The organism is Alloalcanivorax xenomutans (assembly GCF_032810065.1).
GTDB classification, from domain to species: domain Bacteria; phylum Pseudomonadota; class Gammaproteobacteria; order Pseudomonadales; family Alcanivoracaceae; genus Alloalcanivorax; species Alloalcanivorax xenomutans.
The window spans coordinates 58,094-77,556 of the sequence record NZ_CP136538.1; the positions used below are offsets into that span (position 1 = coordinate 58,094).

A 19,463-nucleotide genomic window follows, 5' to 3' on the forward strand; every position below is an offset into this window, starting at 1 on the left:
GATGGATCAGGGGCTGGATCATGAAACTGCGCCAGATCGAGTATGTGCTGGCGGTGGCGGAAGAAGGCAGTTTCACCGCCGCCGCCCGCCGCTGCCATATCGTGCAATCGGCACTGAGTCATCAGGTGGCGCAGCTCGAACAGCAACTGGGGACCATCCTGTTTGAACGTAACTCCCGATCCTTGCGGCTTACTCCCGCCGGTGAGGCGTTCGTGGAGAGCGGCCGGCGGGCTTTGGATGCGGTGCGCCGTATCGAAGACGAAGTGGCCGCGCGCAGCGGTGAAGTCCGTGGCCGGCTTTCTCTGGGGACCATCTCCACACTGACCGAACCGGACGTGATCGGGCTGACGGCCCAGTTTCATCGCCGCTACCCCCACGTGGACATTGAGATGAGCATGGACGGCAGCGAACGGATGATCGATCGCATGCACGAACACAGCCTGGATCTGGCCTTTGTCGGTCTCTGGCCCGGGGTGGTGATTGAACGGCTGGAAAGTGCTGATCTGTGCGAAGAAGAGCTGGTGGCGTTGCTGCCCCGGGAGCACCCTCTGACCCAGTGCCGGAGGGTCGGTCTGGAGCAACTGACCGAATGGCCGATGGCGGACTTTGGCGAGGGAAGCGGGGCCCGCCAGCAGTCGGAGGAAGCGTTCGCCGCCGCGGGCCTGCGTTACGCGGTCCGGTTTGAGGTGAGTACCATTTCGCTGTTGGTGGATATCGTCCGCCGCGGCCTGGCGATCGGCCTGATTCCCGCCAGCCTCGCCCCGCGCCTGGCCGGCGTGTGCACACGGCCGGTGCGGGAAGCGCCGCGCCGGGTGGTGCGGGCGGTATGGCACCCCAACCCGACACCGGCGACGCGGGCCTTTCTGGCGCTGCTCGATCTTTAGCTGTTGGCCTGTTTCTCCATCATGTCGGCCTGAATGATCTCGATCCAGTAACCGTCGGGATCACGAATGAAGCCGAGGCCTTTCATTTTGCCCTCGTCCGGCTTCTTGACGAAGTCCACGCCCAGTTTCTCGAAGCGTTCGCAGGCGGCATAGACGTCCGGCACGGTGACGCCGATATGGCCGAAGCCGCGCGGGTCGTCATTGCCGTTGTGGTAGCTGAAATCCGCCTCTTTTTCCGTGCCCCAGTTATGAGTCAGCTCCAGCATCGCTTCCCGGCCAAAGGTGTAGGTCAGCCGGGCGGCGTCGTCTTCGGGCACGCGATTTTCTTCGTCCGGTGCAAGATAGCCCAGGAAGTAAAGGCTGAACTGCATTTCCGGGAAATCCAGTTTGCGCACCAGGCGCATACCCAGAACGCGGGAGTAGAAGTCCAGGCTGCGTTCGGGATCCTTGATCCGCAGCATGGTCTGGTTGAACAGGTAACGGTTGGTTTCCGCGTCTGGCTTTTCGCACAGGCCGGGAGCGGATTCAAAGTGGCGGGGCATAGTGTGCTCTCCAATAAAACGGCTCCCCAGCACATGGGGTTGAGCGCCGCTTTTACAACTCCTCACGGACAAAATCCGCCGAATCGCGCAGACTGCGGTCAGGACACAACGGGGATTCGGACCATGCAGCAGCTTTTGATCGGCGGTACGGAACAGGGGCGGATTGCACTCAACGGGGCCATGGCCAACCGCCATGGATTGATCGCCGGTGCCACCGGTACCGGAAAAACCGTGACCTTGCAGGTGCTGGCGGAGGGCTTCTCACGTCTGGGCGTGCCGGTATTCACCGCTGATGTGAAAGGGGATTTGTCCGGTATCGCCGTGGCCGGCGAGAGCAACGACAAGATCCAGGAGCGGGTTCAGCGCATCGGCATCACTGATTGGGCCGCCGAGGCCTGCCCGGCCCGGCTGTGGGATCTGTATGGCCGCACCGGCCAGGCGGTCCGCACCACCGTGGCGGACATGGGGCCGGCGCTGCTGAGCAATTTGCTGGAGCTCAATGAGGTGCAAAGCGGAGTGCTCCATATCGCCTTCGACTACGCCGAAAGCGAGGATCTGCCGCTGCTGGATCTGAAGGATATGGAAAGCCTGCTGAACTGGATGGTGGAGCAACGCAAACCATTGTCCGAACGCTATGGCACGCTCTCCTCGCAGAGCCTCGGTGCTATTTTGCGCCGGCTGCTGGTGTTGAAGAACCAGGGCGGTGATGTGTTCTTCGGTGAGCCGGCGCTGGATATCATGGATCTGATACAGCAGCAGAACGGCCAGGGCGTGGTCAATCTGCTGGATGGCCGTGAGTTGATTCTGCGGCCCCGGCTATACACCACGTTTCTGCTCTGGCTGCTGGCGGAATTATTCGAACGGTTGCCGGAGCGCGGCGACCAGCCCTTGCCGTTACTGGTGTTCTTTTTCGACGAGGCCCATTTGCTGTTCGACAGCGCGCCGAAAGCGCTACTGGAAAAACTCGAACAAACAGTAAGGCTGATCCGCTCCAAGGGGGTTGGTATTTACTTCGTCACGCAATCGCCGTCCGATATTCCCGACAGTGTGCTGGGCCAGCTCGGTAACCGGGTGCAACACGCTTTGCGAGCCTACACCCCCAAGGATCAGAAAGCAGTGAAAGTGGCGGCCCAGACTTTCCGCGCCAACCCCGATCTGGATACCGCCCGGGTGATCACCGAGCTGGGTGTCGGCGAAGCATTGGTCAGCGTGCTCGACGATCAGGGTATCCCGACGCCGGTGGAACGTACCCTGGTGGCGCCGCCACGCAGCCGCATCGGGCCGGCCGACGAGGAGGCTTTGGCGCAACTGAAAGCGGCGTCCCCGTTGGCCGCCAAATACGATCAAACGGAGGATCGGGACTCCGCCCACGAGCGTCTGCAGGCTCGCCGCCAGCGGCAGAAGGAGGCGGAACAGGCGAAACCGGAGCCGGAGAAAAAAGCCAGCATGAAGCGGACCTCGCGCCGGCAGAGCGCCGGCGAGGCTTTTACCAAGAGTTTGCTGAGAACCCTGGCCACGCAACTGGGTCGGGTACTGGTTCGAGTGTTGGAGCGGTTTCTGAAGCGGCGTTGAAGTGGCGCGGTCTGTGGGAAACGACCAAAGCGATACGTCAGTGCTGGTGGCCGCCCGGACCGTGTACGTGGCGATGAGCGATTTCCTCGGCGCTGGCGTCGCGGATATCCTTCACCGAAAGCTGGAAGCGTAAGGCGCGGCCCGCCAGCGGATGGTTGGCGTCCACGTCCACGGTTTTCAAACCCACTTTCACCACGGTGACCAGGCGTGGGCCCTGCTCGGTTTGCAGCCGGACCACCTTGCCGGGTTTGAGCTTGCCGGCGTGCTTGAAATACTTGGCCGGAAGGCGTTGCCGCAGACTGTCGTCGCGTTCGCCGTAGGCGTCCGCCGCCGCCAGAGTCACTTCCACATCCTCGCCGACGTCCTTGCCTTCCAGTGCGGCCTCGAGGCCGGGCAGAATGTTCCCGGCGCCATGCAGATACAACAGTGGCGCGTCCTCGGCGCTGCGTTCCAGTTCACTGCCATCGGCACCGTCGAGCAGGGTGTAATGCAGGGTAACGACCTTGTCTTTATTGATCGGCATGGGCGAGTCCTCGAAAACGAAGGCGCTATTATGCTTTTCCTTCCGAAGGGACGGAAGCGTTCCGCGCCGTCGTGGTGTCCGGCGCCAGACCCAGCGCGGAGCGATCCTCCCCGTGAGCGGCGCGGCGCAACAGAACCAGGGATTGCCGGTACCACAGCCGGCGCCCGCCGGGGCGCCACTTGAAGCGTTTGTAAGTCCACTGGTACTGGGTTGGCTTGCGGCTGATGCAGCGGGCCAGGTGGTGATTCAGCGCGGACAGAATGGCGCTGTCGTCCTCGGCATTTTCAATGTCGGGCGCCGGTTCGAAATGCACCTGGATGTCACGCACGCCGCCTTCACCGCGATAGCAGGACACCACGAAAATATGGGGTCGGAAGCGGCGCACCAGTTTCCCCACCAGCGCCGGAGTGGGTACCGCATGGCCGAAGAACGGCACATAGGGGTTGGCGCGGCTGCCGGGGTTATGGTCGGCCAGCAGCGCCAGGGTGCCGCCGGCGCGCATGGTGGCCAGCCCCTCCTTGACCCCCTGGCTGTTGGTGGGCACCAGCCGGCAGCCGGTGCGTTCGCGCGCCAGCTTCACCACCTCGTCCAGCAGCGTGGCCGGGTGCGGCTGGTACATCACGGTGGTGTTGCCTTTCTGTCCCAAATACAGATTGATGTTTTCCCAGCTGCCCTGGTGCAACGACAACAGCAACACCGGCCGCTCGCTGGCGGAGGCCTCGAGAAAGGCGGCTTCGCCGTGGATATGGGAGAATCGCGCCAGGGTCTCCTCCACCGGCCGGCTCCAGACATGGGCGAACTCAGTGAGAGTGCGGCCCAGCTCGCACACGCTTTGCCGGGCAATCCGGCGTGCTTCGGCCAGGGGCATGTCCGGATAAGCCGCCAGCACGTTGATCAGGGCAACCCGGTAAGCACTGGCATAGCGTAATGGCACCCGGGTCATCAGTCCCGCCAGAAACGCCCCCAAGCCGGTAGCCACGGGTAATGGCAGCCACGCAAACAGACGCATCAGCCACCAGAGACGCCGTCCCCGTTGCCGTGGTGTCATGTTCCGCTTTCTCCTTGGGTCTCGCTGCCTCCGCCTGCGAAGGCTGAATTCTTGTGGTCCCGGATCCGGAGTCAAGGTGTGCCGGCGGGGGCCTTCCATGAGCGCATTCTACATGAGTCGCTAAGCAGACCCATGGTCGGCCCGCGCTTAGCTCTGCAAAACAGGGTCAACGGCGGCAACGGTGTCGTGCAAGGGCAGAGTCACGGTTTCGCCATGGGCCGGAACGCGGAATTGTCCGGCGGGAATACCCTGGGTTGCAAGGGCCCGGGCGAGCAGTTGTGGCGGCTCGTCCATTGGTTCGTCGGTGAGAACGAAGGTTCCCCAATGCATGGCCAGGGAATGGCGTGCCTGCAGATCCTGATGAATGCGCACGGCTTCTTCCGGATTGATGTGCACCGGCGCCATGAACCAGCGGGGCAGATAGGCGCCGATCGGCAACAGCGCCGTGTCCACCGGCCCCACCGCCTTGTGGATATCCTGGAACACCGGGGCGTAGCCGGTATCGCCGGCGAAAAACAGACTGAAATCCGGCCACTGCAGGCGCCAGCCGCACCACAGCGTGGTGTTGCGATCACGGGGGCCACGGCCGCTGAAATGCTGGGTCGGCAGGCAGAATGCCTGAGCCTCGTGCCAGTCCGCGTGCTGCCACCAGCCCCGCTCGATCACTTCGGTGATGCCTCGGCGGCGCAGCCAGGCGCCGACCCCGGTGGGGGCGAACCAGGTGATCTGATCGCCGAAGCGCCGTTGCAGCGCGTCCACCGCAGCCCGGTCCAGATGATCATAGTGATTGTGGGAAACCAGCACCGCGTGGATGGGCGGCAGCGCGTCGATGGTCAGCGCCGGCGGAACGGCGCGCTTGGGGCCGGCGAAGGAAACCGGTGAGCAACGTTCGGAGAACACCGGGTCGGTCAGCAGATTCCAGTTCCGGTATTGGATCAGATAGGTGCTGTGGCCGATCCAGGTGAAACGCGGTTGCGGTGCCGGCCGGGCCAGCAGGGCCGGGTCCGGTTGCTGTAATGGGAATGGCAAATGGGGCGGGAAACGGCCGCGGGTTTCCCTTTGCCAGCGCAGCAACTCCGCCAGTCCGTGATCGGGTGTGGGGTAAAGATTGCGGAAACGTCCGCGGGGCCGGGCATCGCGCCGTGCCCATTGTTCCAGCAGAGACCAGTCAATCATTATCGGCGTTGCCCGGCTTGCAGGCCCGCCACCGCCTTTTCCACCGCGTCGAGATCAGGAATCACCGCCAGATCGCCTCCCATTTGCACATTCATCGCCGCTGCCGGACCGATGTCTCCCGGTTCCTCCCGGGGGGCGCCGGGCGTCACCCGCAGCAATCTTGGTATCCCTTGTACCACCATGGCGTAGAAACGGCACGCCCCGGACACCGAATGAAGGATGGCGATGCGTGCTTGTGGCCCGATATGAACGGGACCGGACTCATTCAGCTTTTCGAAGGACAGCAGCGGCAGTTCCTGCTCACGCCAGTGCATCCAGCCAAGCAGCCATTCCGGGCCGTGGCCGGGCCGGTCCGGGTGGCGCAGCGGAATCACCTCCGCCACTACCAGGTTGGGAATCAGCCAGGGGCGTTCCGCCATGGGAATCAGCAGACTGGCGATGTCGTCGGGCAGCGTGTCGGGATTACGGTCATCGGACAGGGTCTTGTCGAACATAATCTTCTCCTTGCATGGGATTGGTTCACCTGCCCGGTGCCGATAGTTCCCGGCGTACCTGTTCCACCAATTGGCCCGCCAGTTGTTCCGGGCTGCCGCTGTAGCTGACACAGCCGGTTTCCCGCACCGAGTCCGGCTGGCTGCTGGCGGCACAGGTGTCCGTCGACTGCGCCCAGACCATGGTGCCGGAAGCCGCCAGACGCGGCGCGGCGATGGCGCCGTCATTGCCCATGCCGGAAAACAGGATGGCGCCGGCACAGTGGCCGATGCCCTCCAGGACATGGGTCATCAGTTGGTCGATGCTGGGTGCATAGGGGCCCTCCCAGCGGTTACCAGTGGCGACGACGCGGCCGTCGGAATGAAAACGGATTGCCTGGTCCACTGGCGCCAGCAGCACCTCGCCGTGGCACAACCGGCTGCCGTCGTCACCGATCCGGCAGCGGATCGAAGGGTTGCGGTCCAGTACCTGGCGGAGAGTGCCCATGAATCCGGGATCAATGTGCTGAGCCAGCACGAAGGCCACCGGCAGATGTTCCGGTAACGAGTCGAGAAAACGTTTCACCGCCGCCGGCCCTCCCAGGCTGGCGCCCAGTACCCAGACTCTCCGTGGGCGGCCCTGGTCTTGCCGCGGCAGATCGCGGAATTCCCGGGGCTCCGGGATCGGTGCTCTGGTGTCCGGGGGCAGACTTTGCAGGCGCTCCTGCAATGCCGGCGGGCCGACATAGTCCAGCAATTTGCTCAGCAGGCGACGCTCCCAACGGGGATAGTGGGCGGCATTGCGCGGCGGGGCCTGACCATCGCAGAACAGCAACGGCGCACGGGCACCTTCCAGCAGGCGATCAAGGAAGTGCTGCCAGCGATCTTCCCGGGACAGGTCCACCACCCACAGATCCAGATCGCTGTCATCAAGCCAGTGTGCCGCCAGGTTCTCCGGATCGGTGCTGATCACCACCTGATAGCCCTGACCGCGAATCGCCGTGGACAGCAAATGGCCTTGCAGGGTGTCATCGGCGATCACGCCGATGCGGGCCGCCGGTGGCGTCATCCCACGCTCTCCCGGCTTTCCTCCAGCAATTCGCCGAGGGTGGTGAGCAGCTCACCTTCCTGGAAGGGTTTCCCCATATAGCCGTTGACGCCGATATCGAAAGCCCGGTCACGGTGTTTCTCGCCGGTTCTGGAAGTGATCATGATGATGGGCACCCGCGCCAGCCGCGCATCATGACGGACATGGGACGCCACCTCGAAGCCATCCATGCGTGGCATTTCAATGTCCAGCAGCATGGCGTCCGGCGTGTGATCCTCCAGCTTGGCGATGGCGTCCAGACCGTCCTTGGCGGTAACCACGCGGTAGCCCTGACGCTCCAGCAGGCGTCCGGTGACTTTTCGCACCGTCACCGAATCGTCCACCACCATCACCAGCGGCGCCTGCTCGCGAGCGGCGTCGCGCTGGTCCGCCGGGGCGGTCAACGGTGCTGGCTGGCGCAACTGGGCGGCGCGGATCAGGGAGTGGATGTCGAGAATAACCACCACCGAGCCGTCGCCGAGGATGGTGGCGCCGCTGATGCCGGCCACGCTGGTGAGCTGCGGCCCGAGGGATTTCACCACCACTTCGCGGGAACCCACCAGGCTATCCACCACCAGGGCCACGGCGTGGTCGGAACTGCGGATCAACAGCAACGGCAGCGGCTGGCTCTGCACATCCGGATGCGGCATCGGCATGTCATGGACGAAACGGCCCAGGTAATGCAGGTCGTAGTCCTGACCGGCGTAGCGATACACCAGGTTCTGATTCTCCACATAATCGAGCAGCTCGAACGGACTGACCCGCACGATGCCTTCGATCTGATTGAGCGGAATGGCGTAGGTGTCCTCGTTGGCGCGCACCATCAAGGCCCGGTTCACCGCCAGGGTGAAAGGCAGGCGCACCACGAAGCGGGTGCCCTGCCCTCGGTGTGATTCGATGCGCACGGTGCCGCCGAGTTGTTTGATTTCGCTGGCCACCACATCCATGCCGACGCCCCGGCCCGAGAGCTGGGTGACTTGGCTGGCGGTGGAGAAGCCGGCGTGGAAAATGAACTGATGCACGTCCTGGTCGCTGGGATTGGCGTCGGCATCGATCAACCCTCGCTCCACCGCTTTGGCGCGCACCGCCTCGGTATTGATACCGCCGCCGTCATCGGCCAGCGTCAGCACCACCTCGCCGCCCTCGCGGGTCAGTTCCAGGCGCACCTGACCGGTCTCGTTCTTGCCGGCTTCGCGCCGCTCCCGGGGGGACTCGATGCCGTGGTCGATGGCGTTGCGCAGCATGTGTTCCAGAGGCGCCACCATGCGTTCCATCAAGGTGCGATCCAACTCCCCTTCCGGGTTGATCACCTCGAACTCGACCTTCTTGCCGACCTCGCCGGAAACCTGGCGGATGATGCGGCGCAGGCGTGGCACCAGCCGGGAGAACGGCACCATGCGTGTGCGCATCAACTTCTCCTGTAGCTCGGTATTGATGCGCTGCTGCTGCAGCAACAGCGTTTCGCTGTCGCGGGTCCGTTCCAGCAAGGTGTTTTTCAGATCCAGCAAGTCCGAGGCGGATTCGGAGAGCTGCTTGGTAATCTGGTGCAGCTCGGAATACTGGTCCATCTCCAGGGGGTCGAAGCGGGCGTCGAATTCGCCCCGGTCCACCCCCTGCTGATAGTTGGAGAGAATCTGGGCTTCGGTTTCCGCGTCCAGTCGGCGCAGCTGTTCGTACAGACGGGTAACGGTGGCACCGATCTCCGACACGTGAGCGACAAAGTCGTTGATGCTCTGCTCCACCCGGCCCCGGTTGATGGAAGTTTCCCCGGCCAGGTTGACCAGCGCCTCCAGCACCTCCGCGCTTACCCGTACCATTTCCTGCGGCGCCGCCGGCGTGGCGGCGGCAGGCTCGGTAGGCGCGCTGGGCGCCGGGAGGGTGTCCGGTGCCCGGGTATCCGCCGGTTGCCCGCGCAGTTGGCCGCGTTGCTGGTTAATCGCGTCCAGCCAACCGAGCATGGTGAGGAAGTCGTCTTCTTCCGGTGCCCGGCGTTGATTGTCCAGCCGCTCCAGAAACTGCTCGAAGTCGTGGCTCAGGTCCCCGAGAGGCGCCACCCCGGCCAGCCGCGCGCCGCCCTTGAGAGTGTGCAGAGCCCGCTTGAGCTGGTCATTGAGCTGGCGGTCTTCCGGCTGATCCCGCCAGGCGGTCAGGGTTGCTTCAATGGTCTCGCCCAGTTCCTCCGATTCCTCCAGAAAAATATCGAGAATGTCGGGATCAATGCCGCCGCTATCCCCGCCGCCGGACGATGGCGCGAGCGCGACAGGCTTGGCCTGGGCGGCTTCGGGGGTGACGTCGGAGACGGGAGCCGCGAGTCTGAAAGCGGACGGATCATTGAGATAGTCATGGATGGCCTGAATTAAATCCCGGGCAGGGGCAAGGGCTTGCCGGGCGGTGACCTGGTCGATCATTTCCGCCACGCGGTCGTGGCAGCGGTGCAGCAGATCGAAAACCGCCGGCTGTCGCTCCACGCGGCCAAGAGCGAGGCGCTCGTAGAGCGTTTCCATCTCATGGCCCAGATCACCCAGCTCGCGGAGTTCGGCCATGCGCGCCCCGCCTTTAAGGGTGTGCAGATCTCGCTGCAGGGCCTGCACCAGCAGAAGGTTCTCCGGCTCCCCGATCCACCGTTCCAGACTTTCGGTGCAGCTGTGGAGAATGTCCTCCGCCTCTTCCAGAAAGATACCAACCAATTCCGGGTCCCGCTCCTCCGTGGCGGGTTGAGCGGCCGGCTCCGGGGGCGCGGCCTTCGCCTCCCCCTTCCCCTTCGGTGTCCAGGGCGTGTCGGCCAGTGCCAGCACGTCTTCGAGGACCGTGTCCGTGGCCGGCAGCGAGCCGGAGCGCAACTGATCGATCATATCGGCCAGGCGATGATGGGCCCGCTGCAGAATATCGAATACCGAAGGCGTCGGCGCGGTGGTCTCCGGTAAGGCCAGACGGCGGTACAGGCCGGCCAGAGACCGGGCCAGGTCCGCCAGGGCGGGTACTTCCGCATCGCCGGCGCTGCCGGCCAGATCGGTGAGTTCCTGGTCCAGCTGGTCGAGGCTGGCCGGCTGTCCCAATTGCCAGGTGGCCAGATGTTCGTTGGCGCGCAGCAAGGCCTCCTCGGCCTGCTGCAAAAGCCCGCTGCTATGCTCCGAAGCGGGCGCGGACGGCGCCTGCGTATCCGGCGTTAGTGGCTGCCGGGTTTCGGTCAGGTCTCGCAGGCCGTCCACCAGCCCCAATTCGGCGCGCACGGTCTGGCCGGCGGCCAGGCAATCGAGCATGTTAATCAGCGCGTCATGACCTTCATTGAGCTGTGCCAACAGCCCCGGGTCGAAGGTCAGGCGCCCCTGAGTGATGGTGGCGTAGGCGGTGGCCAGCGCCAGGGCAAGGCCTTCGATTTCCTCCAGACCCGCCTTGCGGGCACCTTGCGCCAGGTTCTGCAGTTCATCGCGTAGCCGGGCCAACGGCCGGATCTGCTCGGGGTCGGTGGACCAGGCCTGTAACAGGGTGTCGGCGTCCATCACCAGGTCCATGCTGTCGGACAGCAGCATGGCCAGAACCTGGGCGTTATTGTTTTGATGATCACCGCGTACCTGATGGCGGGCGTCGTCCAGGGCACTCAGCAGAGGGCCGGCATCGGGTAAAGCGGCATCGCCCTGGGAGGCCAATCGCCGCAAGCCCTCGCTCAGTTGCTGGTGGCTGTCGCGAATCAGTGCCACCTGATCACGGCTGGCGCGCAGGCCGGCGGCGATCAGTTCCTTCACCAGCTTTTCGCCTGCCTCCGCCATTTCCGCCATGGCATTCAATTCGGCCATGCGCGCGCTGCCTTTCAGTGTGTGCAAGGCGCGATGGACGCGATCATCCAGATCCTGCTCGCCAAGTTCCGGGTCCAGTCCATCCAGCCACTGCGCCAGCAGTGCGAGATTGCGGTCGGCCTCACGGCGGAAAATATCCAGCAGCACCGGATCGGGCTGATCCGCGGATGTTTCGGGTAACGTCAGAGCGTCCAGATTATCCAGAGTGTCGCCCGGTGTCGCCGGTTCCGCTTGTGCCTTGCCGGTTAGGGCCTGGTAGTCCTCGTCACTGAGTGTGACGGAGGGCCCGGTGCCTGTTTTTTCCTGGACGGGCGTTTGAGCCGCCGTGCTTTCCTGGTCGCTTTCCGCTTTGTTTTTGTCTTCGCTACCCAGTGTGGGGATTCGCTCCAGGCTGCCTCCGTCGGCAAGGATACCGGCGGCTTCGATCAGCGGGGTCACGTCCACCGGGTCCGGTTGGCGGCGGGCGAAAGCGCTGACCAGATCGGGAATCAGGCCGTGGACCTCGCGCACCAGGTCGATCAGCGTGGCGTCGGCGCCGATGCTGTGGTCGATGACCCGGTTCATCATGTTCTCGATGGCCCAGGCCAGTTCTCCCACGGTGGTGGCGCCGACCATGCGACCGGAGCCCTTGAGGGTGTGGAAGGCGCGGCGAAACTCCACCAGCGCGGTTTCATCGCCAGTATCGGCGGCCCAGCGGGGAAAGTACTGGTCCAGCGCCTCGATGACCTCGTCCGCCTCCTCGACGAAAATCTCGATGATTTCATCATCCACCAGATCATCATCGTCGTCCGCGTTGCGCGGTTCCTGCTCGGCCGGTGCTCCCGTTGACGGCGGCTCCGCATCGCTCTCCTGGGGCTGAAGCGGATACCCCAGGGCGGCGATGCTGCGATGCGCCACTTCGAGAACATCGTCACTGGTATGCGGGTCGTCGCTGAGACGTTCCAGGTAGTACTCCACCGAACTCATGGCATCGGCGAGGGTATCCATGCTCTGCCAGTCCGGTGCCTGTTCGTCGTCCAGCAGCCGTTCCTGAATAAAACGGGCGCACTGCCGCAGTACCAGAGCCGGGCGTTGCAGTTGCACCATTTCCAGGCCGCCACGGACGGTCCGCAGGCGGTCCGGCACCGATTGCAAATGGGCGCGATCCCAATGCGAGGCGATGAATTCCACTACCCCGTCCTTGGCTTCCTCCAGTCCCGCCCGGCATTCGCGCAGCGCCGCGTCCATGGCCTGGCCGAGATGATTGGGCAGCGGCGAAGTGCCGGTGCCTTCAATAGTATTGCCAATGGTATTCCCGGTGGAGCGGCGCTGGTTGTTGCCGCCAAAGCCGGCGAGCGTCGCTTCCACATACAGCAGGGCTCCGGCCACATCCATCAGCCGTTCCCGTTGTGGGGGCTGACGGCGTTCGGCGATGTCCTCCAGGGCCTGCCGTTGTTCATCCACCAGCACCCGGGGCTGGCCCAGGCCGAGCATGGCGATGGTGTCGGACACCTGCTTCAGCGTGCTGACCAACGGCGACAGATCGGCGGGGTCCGCCCGGGAGTCGTGAACGAACCGCTCCAGGCGATCCTTGACCTTGGTGATCTCCTCGGACAAGGCGGTCACCACCGAATGCATGGCCATGGCATCCGGGCCGTTGAGCCGGGCCCGCTCCTCGTTCACCAGCGCCTCCGGAGGTAGCGCGTCCTGCAGACGAAAGCGCCGCCGGATGGCCTCGATGGCCGGTGTCGCGCGCTCCGCCCGGGCCACGTAATAAAGCAGGTTCTTGATCAACTCCGTGGGGGCCGGGCGTTCCAGGCTGTCGGCGCCGTCGGCGGCCAGTTCACGCAAGGTGCGATCCAGCTGGCCCAGCATCTGCTTGGCCGAGGAGCCCAGCGGAATAACCTCTTCCTCCAGCCCTTCCACCATGGCATCGGCGATCCGCCACAACGGTGCCCGGGCGGCATCACCGCTGATTTGCCGGAGCTTTTCCAGCACACGGCGCAGATATCCGAGATTACGTTTCACCTGGTCGCCGCGCATGATGCCCAACAGCGCTACCTGGAATGTTTGCCGCATTTTGCGGATCAATTGCGGAAAGCGGGCGTCATTGCGGATGCTCTCATCAATGCGGCCGTCGCCCTGGGCATGCTGCAGATCGGGTTTGAACAACGCGGTTTCGGACAGCAGCGGTTCACCGCGCGCGGCGCGCAAGTCGTTCAACAATGGCAGCAGCACCACCGGCAAGTCCCGACGGTTACTGGCCACGCGATCCAGATAAGGGGGCAGCTGCAGGATCGCCCGCATCAACAATTCCTGGGCTTCCGCTTCCCGGTCGATACGCTGATCGAGCAGAGCTCGGGCCAGTTTTTCCATTTCCTCGGCAAGTAACGCGGCGCCGTAGAACTCCACCATTTGCAGGGTGCCATGGACCTGATGCAGGTGGGTCTGGCAGAACCGCATGCGTGTCGAGTCGCCCGGGTTCTCCACATAGGCTTCGAGTGCTTCGCGGGCCTGATCCAGTGTTTCCTGGATTTCTCCGCGTACCCAGTCGAGAGCCAGATAATCGTGATGATCGCTCATTTGATGATCCCCCCGGGGCTGCCCCCAGCCCCTGGCCGTCAAACGCGGCGCCGGAACGCCAACGTGTCGGGATAGACTTCCCGCTCCAGATTATCGTTTTGCCAGTCGGTGATTTCGCCGGGCCCGAGGACCAGGACGCCCCCCGGCGCCAGGCGGGCGGCCAGGCGATTGACGATCTGGCGTTTTCGCCAACGGCGAAAGTAAATCAGCATGTTCTGACAGAAGATCAGATCCAGGTTTTCCATCGGTGCCTGATCCAGATCCAGTACGTTCAGGTGGGCGAAGCACACCCGCTCGCGCAAGGTGGCGATGACCTGAAGGTGCTGAGCGTCGTAGTGCTGAAAATATCGCTCGCGCAATGCCGGCGCCACGCGGTTCACCCGGCGCAGGGGGAACACACCACGGCGCGCCCTGGCCAGAGTGGGCAGGCTGATATCCGTGCCAGTAATGCCGTAGAACAATTTGTCCCGGGCGCCGGCGAAACACTCATTGATGACCATGGCCAGCGAATAGGCTTCCTCGCCGGTGGAGCACCCCACGCTCCAGGCATTCAAGGTGCCGCCGCCGGCATGCCGACGGGCGAAGTCACGGCTGAACGCCTTGACCAGCGCGAAGGACCCCGGATGACGAAAAAAACCGGTTTCCTGCACCGTGAGCCGGTCCACCAGAATCGACCATTCCATGGCACGGGATTCGCTGGCGCCGGTGACCAGCTGAGCGTAATAGGTTTGATAGTCCTCCAGGCCCAGTTCACGCATGCGTGTGCTCAAGCTGGTTTCCAGGAAGGATTTCCGCTCCGCCGGCAGGGTCATGCCGGTGCGCTCTTCCAGCAGGGTCTGCCAGAGCTGGAATTGCTCCGCGTCCATGGCTGGCGCGTTGCGAAGAGCCCAGGGCGGCGTCACGGCAATGTCCATCAGCCCGGCAATCTGAAGCCGGCCACCGAGTTACGCATGTCCTGCGCCATTTCCGCCAGATCGCCAATGGAACGGGCGGTGGCGGTGGTCCCGGCGGAGGTCTGCGAGGTGATTTCCTGGATCACGTTCATGGTGTTGGAAATGTGCCCCGCGGACGCGGCCTGCTGGCGGGCGGCGTTGGAAATATTCTGGATCAAGTCCGCCAGGTTCTTGGATACCGTTTCGATCTCTTCCAGCGCCACCCCGGCGTCCTGGGCGAGACGGGCGCCCTTCACCACTTCGGCGGTGGTGGCTTCCATGGAAATCACCGCTTCGTTGGTGTCGGTCTGAATCGTCTTCACCAGGGTTTCGATTTGCTTGGTGGCGGCGGCGGAGCGTTCCGCCAGGCGCTGCACCTCGTCGGCGACCACGGCGAAGCCGCGACCGGCCTCCCCGGCCATGGAGGCCTGGATGGCGGCGTTCAAGGCCAGAATGTTGGTCTGGTCGGCGATGTCGTTGATCAGCGAAACGATGTCACCAATTTCCTGGGAGGACTCACCCAGGCGCTTGATTCGTTTGGAGGTTTCCTGAATCTGCTCGCGGATGGTGTCCATGCCATGAATAGTAGCCTGTACCACCTCGGCGCCCTTGTTGGCGATGGCCACCGCCCGTTCCGCCACCGCCGCGGACTCGGCGGCGTTGGCGGACACCTGATCAATGGACACCGCCATCTCGTTCACCGCCGCCGAGGCGCCGGCAATTTCCTGCGCCTGATGTTCGGAAGCCTCCGCCAGATGCATGGCGGTGGACTGGGTTTCCTGGGCGGCACTGGCCACCTGCACGGCGGATTGGTTGATGGTTTGTACCAGGCTGCGTAACTGGTCGATGGAATAGTTGATGGAATCGGCGATGGCACCGGTGAAATCCTCGGTCACCGTTGCTTCCACGGTCAGGTCGCCGTCGGCCAGATCCCCCAGTTCATCGAGCAGGCGCAGAATCGCCGCCTGGTTACGCTGATTCTCGCTTTCCAGCTCGCCACGCTGTTTGCTGGCGCTGCGATTGCCCTGCAGCATGATCAGGAAAAACAGTAACACCGAGGCCGCCGCGCACAGGATGCCCAGCCATATGGAGGGGAACAGACCGCTGCTGGCGTTCTCGAACTGGCTGTCCAGATTGGAGGCTTCCTGCAGCAGGTCCTGGGAGCGCAGGAACAGGCTGTCGGCGGCGGCGCGGATCTGTATCAGATCCGGCGCGGTTTCCAGCACCTTGTCCACGGAAGGGTTGATGAACTGATTAAAGACATCGGCGATATCCGTCAACCGCGCACGGGCATCGCGGTCGCTGACTCTCTGAATGCCGAGGCGGCTGTTGCCGCGCAGCATGCCGTTGACGACATTGCCGAATCGTACCGCGTCGGTGCCGAACGTTTCCGCGGCGGCCACGGCGCTGTCCCGGCCTTCCAGAATCTTCGACAAGGATCGCATTAAACGTTCGGTGAGCAATGACTGGCGTTGCGCCAGTGCCACCTGATCCGCGGAGGCGCCATTGGCGATCAGGATGCGGACCACCTCGTCATACTTGCTCTGAAGTTCCGGAATGGTCTGTGCCAGGGTGGCGGACACCTGGTGCAGATCCAGCACCGTGGCGCGCCCCTGAAGGACCGTGTTCACCTGTCGTAGCGCCTCGTCCCACAAATTCTGCAGGCGTTGCATCACTCGCGGGTCCGATACCCGTTCGTCCTTGACCTGATTCCAGGCGCGCAGAAAACCCTGGCGGCCCTGCTCAAGCAGCGTGAAGGCCTCGGCATTACCGGACACCGCCTCCAGTGCGTTTTTCGGCAGCTGCTGGGAATACACACGCATGTCCGACGCCTGGGTAATATTGTCCCGGGCGTGATTGGCGCCGATGGCGGACATAACGAAATTCATCAAGGCGAGAACAATACAGGCGAGCAACCCGATATACAGAGCAACGCCCAGCGGATTGTTACCCGCTCCCCCCCGCATCTTGCTTAACACAAGCCCCGGTTTGAACTTCATAGCTTGGCTCCTGGCCTGACTCTGCTCTTATTGTGTGACCGCCGTCCATGGCGGCTCCCTCCCCGGGCAGTCATTGGCTCGACGTCGAAAACCGTTCCCGGCGATTCTGGAGCCGCAATGGCTGCCATGGACGTGTGTCGATATTCCCCCCGGCACGGCGCCCTCCCCCCGCGGTCACTCTCCATTGCTCATTGCCCGTTGTTCATCCCCCGCCGCCTGCTTTGCACTGCTACGTTCGGTTGCTCATTCCCCGCTGGCAGCGCGCATAAAGCGCGGATCCCGTGCCAGCCGGGCAAGACTGAACACGGACCAGTATTCCCCGTCCCGACGGTAGCCCCCATCCAGATAAGCGGCCATTGGGCTTTCCTCCGGGCGCGGCGGTGCCGTCACCCGGTTTTCCACCGGAAAATGTTGCATCCCCAAAACATCATCAACCATCACTCCGGTGTAGAGTTCGTCCCGGTCCAGCACCAGCAGCCGGCGCCGGCCTTCGGCCACTTCCGAGGCGCGTTCGAGGAACCGGTTCAAATCGGTCACGGTCATCAAACGCCCACGAACGTTGGCCACCCCGCGAACCCAATCCTGAGCACCGGGCACCCGGGCACAGGCCGGCGGTGATAGAATCTCGGCCACTTCCGTCAACGGCGCCACCAGACGGTGGCCGTTCAGGGAAAACCCCACGCCGCTCCAATAAGGCGTGACCTCCTGCTCCTCCGGCAGGTTGGCGGCATTGTCGCGGCAACGGATGAAGTAATCCGCCAGTTTCAAATAGGCTGTGGACGCGGCGCTCATCGGCGACCCCCTCGTCACGCTCCGGTGAGCTGACGCTCGACCGTTTTCAATAAAACCGCTTCATCCACCGGCTTGGTCAGATAATCCCGGGCGCCCTGGCGTTTGCCCCAAACCCGGTCGGTTTCCTGATCCTTGGTGGTGACGATAACAATCGGGATGTGTCGGGTGTCCGCGCCCTTGGTTAACTGCCGGGTGGCTTGAAAACCATTGAGGCCGGGCATCACCACGTCCATCAATACCAGGTCCGGCTGTTCGGAACGGGTAGTCGCCACACCGTCGGCCCCGTTGCTGGCTTCCAGCACCTGGTGGCCGTGTTTCTCCAGAATCTCCCGCAGCTTGTACGTCTCCGTGGGAGAGTCATCGACAATAAGAATCCGTGCCATCTTTTCCTCTATGGTTGAGCTGGGTGGCTCCGGTCAGGCGCTCGTTTCAGGCGCTGATATGCTGACGGATGGCGCCCAGTAGCTCGTCCTTGGAAAAAGGCTTGGTCAGGTATTCATCGGATCCCACGATGCGGCCCTTGGCCTTATCGAACAAGCCGTCCTTCGAGGAGAGCATGATCACCGGTGTCTGCTTGAACGCGCTGTTGTTCTTGATCAAGGCGCACGTCTGATAGCCATCCAGCCGGGGCATCATGATGTCCACGAAAATGATTCGCGGCTTGCTGTCGGCAATCTTGGCAAGCGCATCGAACCCGTCGGTGGCGGTAATCACCTCACAACCCGCTTTCTTCAACAAGGTCTCGGCGGTACGACGAATGGTTTTCGAATCGTCGATCACCATGACCTTGAGGTCTTGAAAATTGTCAGTCATTGAGAACTGCCTTTCACCGTGATTCAAATACAGGCCGCGACACCTTGTAATGAGGAATCTTTTTATAGTGTCGCGATAGGCAGGGCTTCGGGGTCTTTCAGCCCACGCCGAGGTTTTAACACAGTTTCTACAATCAATCTATAAGACCCTGTGGGACTTGAGAAAAGCATCCCGTAGCGAGCATTCCCGCGCACTGCTAACATGCGGTGTCGTCCTCTTGCCTGGAGCCACCATGAGCCTTGATATCGGTGTGGTGATGGATCCCATCGCCCACATAAAACCCTGGAAAGACACCACCTTATCCCTGCTCCTGGAAGCTCAGCGGCGCGGCTGGCGGCTGCACTACATGGAGCCGGGGGATCTGTACGTCCGTGATGGCCGGCCACTGGCCACCACCCGGCCGCTGCGGGTGGAAGACAACAATGATCACTGGTTCGAACTCGGCGATGCCACGCAGACCTCGCTGCCGGATCTGGACATGATCCTGATGCGCCAGGATCCGCCATTTAACGCGGAGTACATTTACGCCACCTATATTCTTGAAAAAGCGGAGCGCGAGGGCGCCCTGGTGGTGAATCGTCCCGGCAGTGTTCGTGACAGCAACGAAAAACTGTTCGCCACCGATTTCCCGCAATGCTGTGTGCCGACCCTGGTTTCCGGCCGCGCCGATCAGTTGCGGGCCTTTGTAGCGGAGTTCAATGACATCGTCATGAAGCCGCTGGATGCCATGGGCGGCGCCAATATCTTCCGGGTATCCAAGGACAGCCCCAACACCAGCGTGATCATCGAGGTGCTGACCGATCACGGGCGCACGCCGATCATGGCGCAGCAATTCATTCCCGAGATCACCAGCGGCGACAAGCGCATCCTGATGATCAATGGGGAACCGGTGCCTTACGCCCTGGCACGTATTCCCAAGGAAGGTGAGTTCCGCGGCAACCTGGCGGCCGGTGGCACCGGCCAGGGTCGGGAACTGAGCGACCGTGATCGCTGGATTTGCGAACAGGTAGGGCCGGTGCTGCGCGAGCGGGGGCTGTACTTCGTCGGCCTGGACGTGATCGGTGACTATCTCACCGAGATCAACGTCACCAGTCCCACCTGTGCGCGGGAGCTGGACGCCATTTACGGCATCAATATCGCCGGGCAGCTTTTCGATGCTTTGCTGGAAATGCGCAACCGGTCCTAGCGAAACAACAAAACGGGCCGGACAATAACGACTCCTATAACAGGGCCGGCCCACCGGCCCGACATCATCCGGTTATTGACGA

The 19,463-nt window shown here is 63.1% G+C and carries 15 protein-coding genes; 3 read left to right on the forward strand and 12 right to left on the reverse strand.

What is annotated here, in order from left to right; genetic code table 11:
* Nucleotides 1–20: 20 nt before the first annotated feature.
* Nucleotides 21–884, forward strand: coding sequence for a LysR family transcriptional regulator (locus RYH70_RS00285; protein WP_022997449.1), 864 nt, complete (start codon nucleotides 21–23; stop codon nucleotides 882–884).
* Here the strand turns inward: RYH70_RS00285 and gloA are convergent.
* Nucleotides 881–1,426: a lactoylglutathione lyase gene (gloA, locus tag RYH70_RS00290; protein WP_022997450.1), complete on the reverse strand. Its 546-nt coding sequence runs from the start codon at nucleotides 1,424–1,426 to the stop codon at nucleotides 881–883. The two genes, RYH70_RS00285 and gloA, sit on opposite strands and share 4 nt — an antisense overlap.
* A 123-nt stretch (nucleotides 1,427–1,549) precedes the next feature.
* On the opposite strand from gloA, the gene RYH70_RS00295 reads away from it, so the two are divergent.
* Complete coding sequence (locus RYH70_RS00295) at nucleotides 1,550–2,998, forward strand: helicase HerA-like domain-containing protein (protein ID WP_317009610.1); 1,449 nt, start codon at nucleotides 1,550–1,552, stop codon at nucleotides 2,996–2,998.
* Between the two features lie 37 nt (nucleotides 2,999–3,035).
* Here RYH70_RS00295 and RYH70_RS00300 read toward each other — a convergent pair whose 3' ends face one another.
* From RYH70_RS00300 to pilG, 11 genes are all read right to left on the reverse strand, one after another.
* A complete protein-coding gene (locus RYH70_RS00300) occupies nucleotides 3,036–3,521 on the reverse strand; it encodes an FKBP-type peptidyl-prolyl cis-trans isomerase (RefSeq protein ID WP_022997452.1) in 486 nt (161 codons plus the stop codon).
* A 28-nt stretch (nucleotides 3,522–3,549) separates the two neighbouring features.
* The gene (locus RYH70_RS00305; protein WP_026948825.1) at nucleotides 3,550–4,569 is read right to left on the reverse strand and encodes a lysophospholipid acyltransferase family protein; all 1,020 of its coding nucleotides are present in this window, start codon (nucleotides 4,567–4,569) and stop codon (nucleotides 3,550–3,552) included.
* A gap of 147 nt (nucleotides 4,570–4,716) precedes the next feature.
* Nucleotides 4,717–5,745, reverse strand: coding sequence for an MBL fold metallo-hydrolase (locus tag RYH70_RS00310; RefSeq protein WP_055100253.1), 1,029 nt, complete (start codon nucleotides 5,743–5,745; stop codon nucleotides 4,717–4,719).
* A complete protein-coding gene (locus RYH70_RS00315; protein ID WP_022997455.1) occupies nucleotides 5,745–6,239 on the reverse strand; it encodes a chemotaxis protein CheW in 495 nt (164 codons plus the stop codon). The genes RYH70_RS00310 and RYH70_RS00315 overlap by 1 nt, the downstream gene beginning before the upstream one ends.
* A gap of 25 nt (nucleotides 6,240–6,264) precedes the next feature.
* A complete protein-coding gene (locus RYH70_RS00320; RefSeq protein ID WP_080530114.1) occupies nucleotides 6,265–7,284 on the reverse strand; it encodes a chemotaxis protein CheB in 1,020 nt (339 codons plus the stop codon).
* Nucleotides 7,281–13,658 (reverse strand): Hpt domain-containing protein, encoded by a 6,378-nt coding sequence (locus RYH70_RS00325; RefSeq protein WP_317009611.1) that lies wholly within the window; start codon nucleotides 13,656–13,658, stop codon nucleotides 7,281–7,283. Before RYH70_RS00325 ends, RYH70_RS00320 begins: the two co-directional genes overlap by 4 nt.
* A 38-nt stretch (nucleotides 13,659–13,696) precedes the next feature.
* Nucleotides 13,697–14,572: a CheR family methyltransferase gene (locus RYH70_RS00330; RefSeq protein ID WP_022997458.1), complete on the reverse strand. Its 876-nt coding sequence runs from the start codon at nucleotides 14,570–14,572 to the stop codon at nucleotides 13,697–13,699.
* Nucleotides 14,572–16,590, reverse strand: a complete 2,019-nt coding sequence (locus RYH70_RS00335; protein ID WP_233924767.1) for a methyl-accepting chemotaxis protein — start codon at nucleotides 16,588–16,590, stop codon at nucleotides 14,572–14,574. The genes RYH70_RS00330 and RYH70_RS00335 overlap by 1 nt, the downstream gene beginning before the upstream one ends.
* A gap of 243 nt (nucleotides 16,591–16,833) precedes the next feature.
* Nucleotides 16,834–17,382 carry a chemotaxis protein CheW gene (locus RYH70_RS00340; protein ID WP_022997460.1) on the reverse strand — a complete coding sequence of 183 codons (549 nt, stop codon included), beginning with the start codon at nucleotides 17,380–17,382 and terminating at the stop codon, nucleotides 16,834–16,836.
* A 14-nt stretch (nucleotides 17,383–17,396) separates the two neighbouring features.
* A complete protein-coding gene (gene pilH / locus RYH70_RS00345; RefSeq protein ID WP_022997461.1) occupies nucleotides 17,397–17,765 on the reverse strand; it encodes a twitching motility response regulator PilH in 369 nt (122 codons plus the stop codon).
* Between the two features lie 46 nt (nucleotides 17,766–17,811).
* Complete coding sequence (pilG, locus tag RYH70_RS00350) at nucleotides 17,812–18,195, reverse strand: twitching motility response regulator PilG (RefSeq protein ID WP_014992438.1); 384 nt, start codon at nucleotides 18,193–18,195, stop codon at nucleotides 17,812–17,814.
* Nucleotides 18,196–18,427: 232 nt separating this feature from the next.
* Here pilG and gshB point away from each other — a divergent pair, with 232 nt between their 5' ends.
* Nucleotides 18,428–19,381 carry a glutathione synthase gene (gene gshB, locus RYH70_RS00355; protein WP_080530118.1) on the forward strand — a complete coding sequence of 318 codons (954 nt, stop codon included), beginning with the start codon at nucleotides 18,428–18,430 and terminating at the stop codon, nucleotides 19,379–19,381.
* Nucleotides 19,382–19,463: the final 82 nt, after the last annotated feature.

Bases quoted from the DNA above. Each gene is read 5' to 3' on its own strand.
- RYH70_RS00285 (WP_022997449.1), top strand. From the start codon at position 21: ATGAAACTGCGCCAGATCGAGTATGTGCTGGCGGTGGCGGAAGAAGGC.
- gloA (WP_022997450.1), bottom strand. From the start codon at position 1,426: ATGCCCCGCCACTTTGAATCCGCTCCCGGCCTGTGCGAAAAGCCAGAC.
- RYH70_RS00295 (WP_317009610.1), top strand. From the start codon at position 1,550: ATGCAGCAGCTTTTGATCGGCGGTACGGAACAGGGGCGGATTGCACTC.
- RYH70_RS00300 (WP_022997452.1), bottom strand. From the start codon at position 3,521: ATGCCGATCAATAAAGACAAGGTCGTTACCCTGCATTACACCCTGCTC.
- RYH70_RS00305 (WP_026948825.1), bottom strand. From the start codon at position 4,569: ATGACACCACGGCAACGGGGACGGCGTCTCTGGTGGCTGATGCGTCTG.
- RYH70_RS00310 (WP_055100253.1), bottom strand. From the start codon at position 5,745: ATGATTGACTGGTCTCTGCTGGAACAATGGGCACGGCGCGATGCCCGG.
- RYH70_RS00315 (WP_022997455.1), bottom strand. From the start codon at position 6,239: ATGTTCGACAAGACCCTGTCCGATGACCGTAATCCCGACACGCTGCCC.
- RYH70_RS00320 (WP_080530114.1), bottom strand. From the start codon at position 7,284: ATGACGCCACCGGCGGCCCGCATCGGCGTGATCGCCGATGACACCCTG.
- RYH70_RS00325 (WP_317009611.1), bottom strand. From the start codon at position 13,658: ATGAGCGATCATCACGATTATCTGGCTCTCGACTGGGTACGCGGAGAA.
- RYH70_RS00330 (WP_022997458.1), bottom strand. From the start codon at position 14,572: ATGGACATTGCCGTGACGCCGCCCTGGGCTCTTCGCAACGCGCCAGCC.
- RYH70_RS00335 (WP_233924767.1), bottom strand. From the start codon at position 16,590: ATGAAGTTCAAACCGGGGCTTGTGTTAAGCAAGATGCGGGGGGGAGCG.
- RYH70_RS00340 (WP_022997460.1), bottom strand. From the start codon at position 17,382: ATGAGCGCCGCGTCCACAGCCTATTTGAAACTGGCGGATTACTTCATC.
- pilH (WP_022997461.1), bottom strand. From the start codon at position 17,765: ATGGCACGGATTCTTATTGTCGATGACTCTCCCACGGAGACGTACAAG.
- pilG (WP_014992438.1), bottom strand. From the start codon at position 18,195: ATGACTGACAATTTTCAAGACCTCAAGGTCATGGTGATCGACGATTCG.
- gshB (WP_080530118.1), top strand. From the start codon at position 18,428: ATGAGCCTTGATATCGGTGTGGTGATGGATCCCATCGCCCACATAAAA.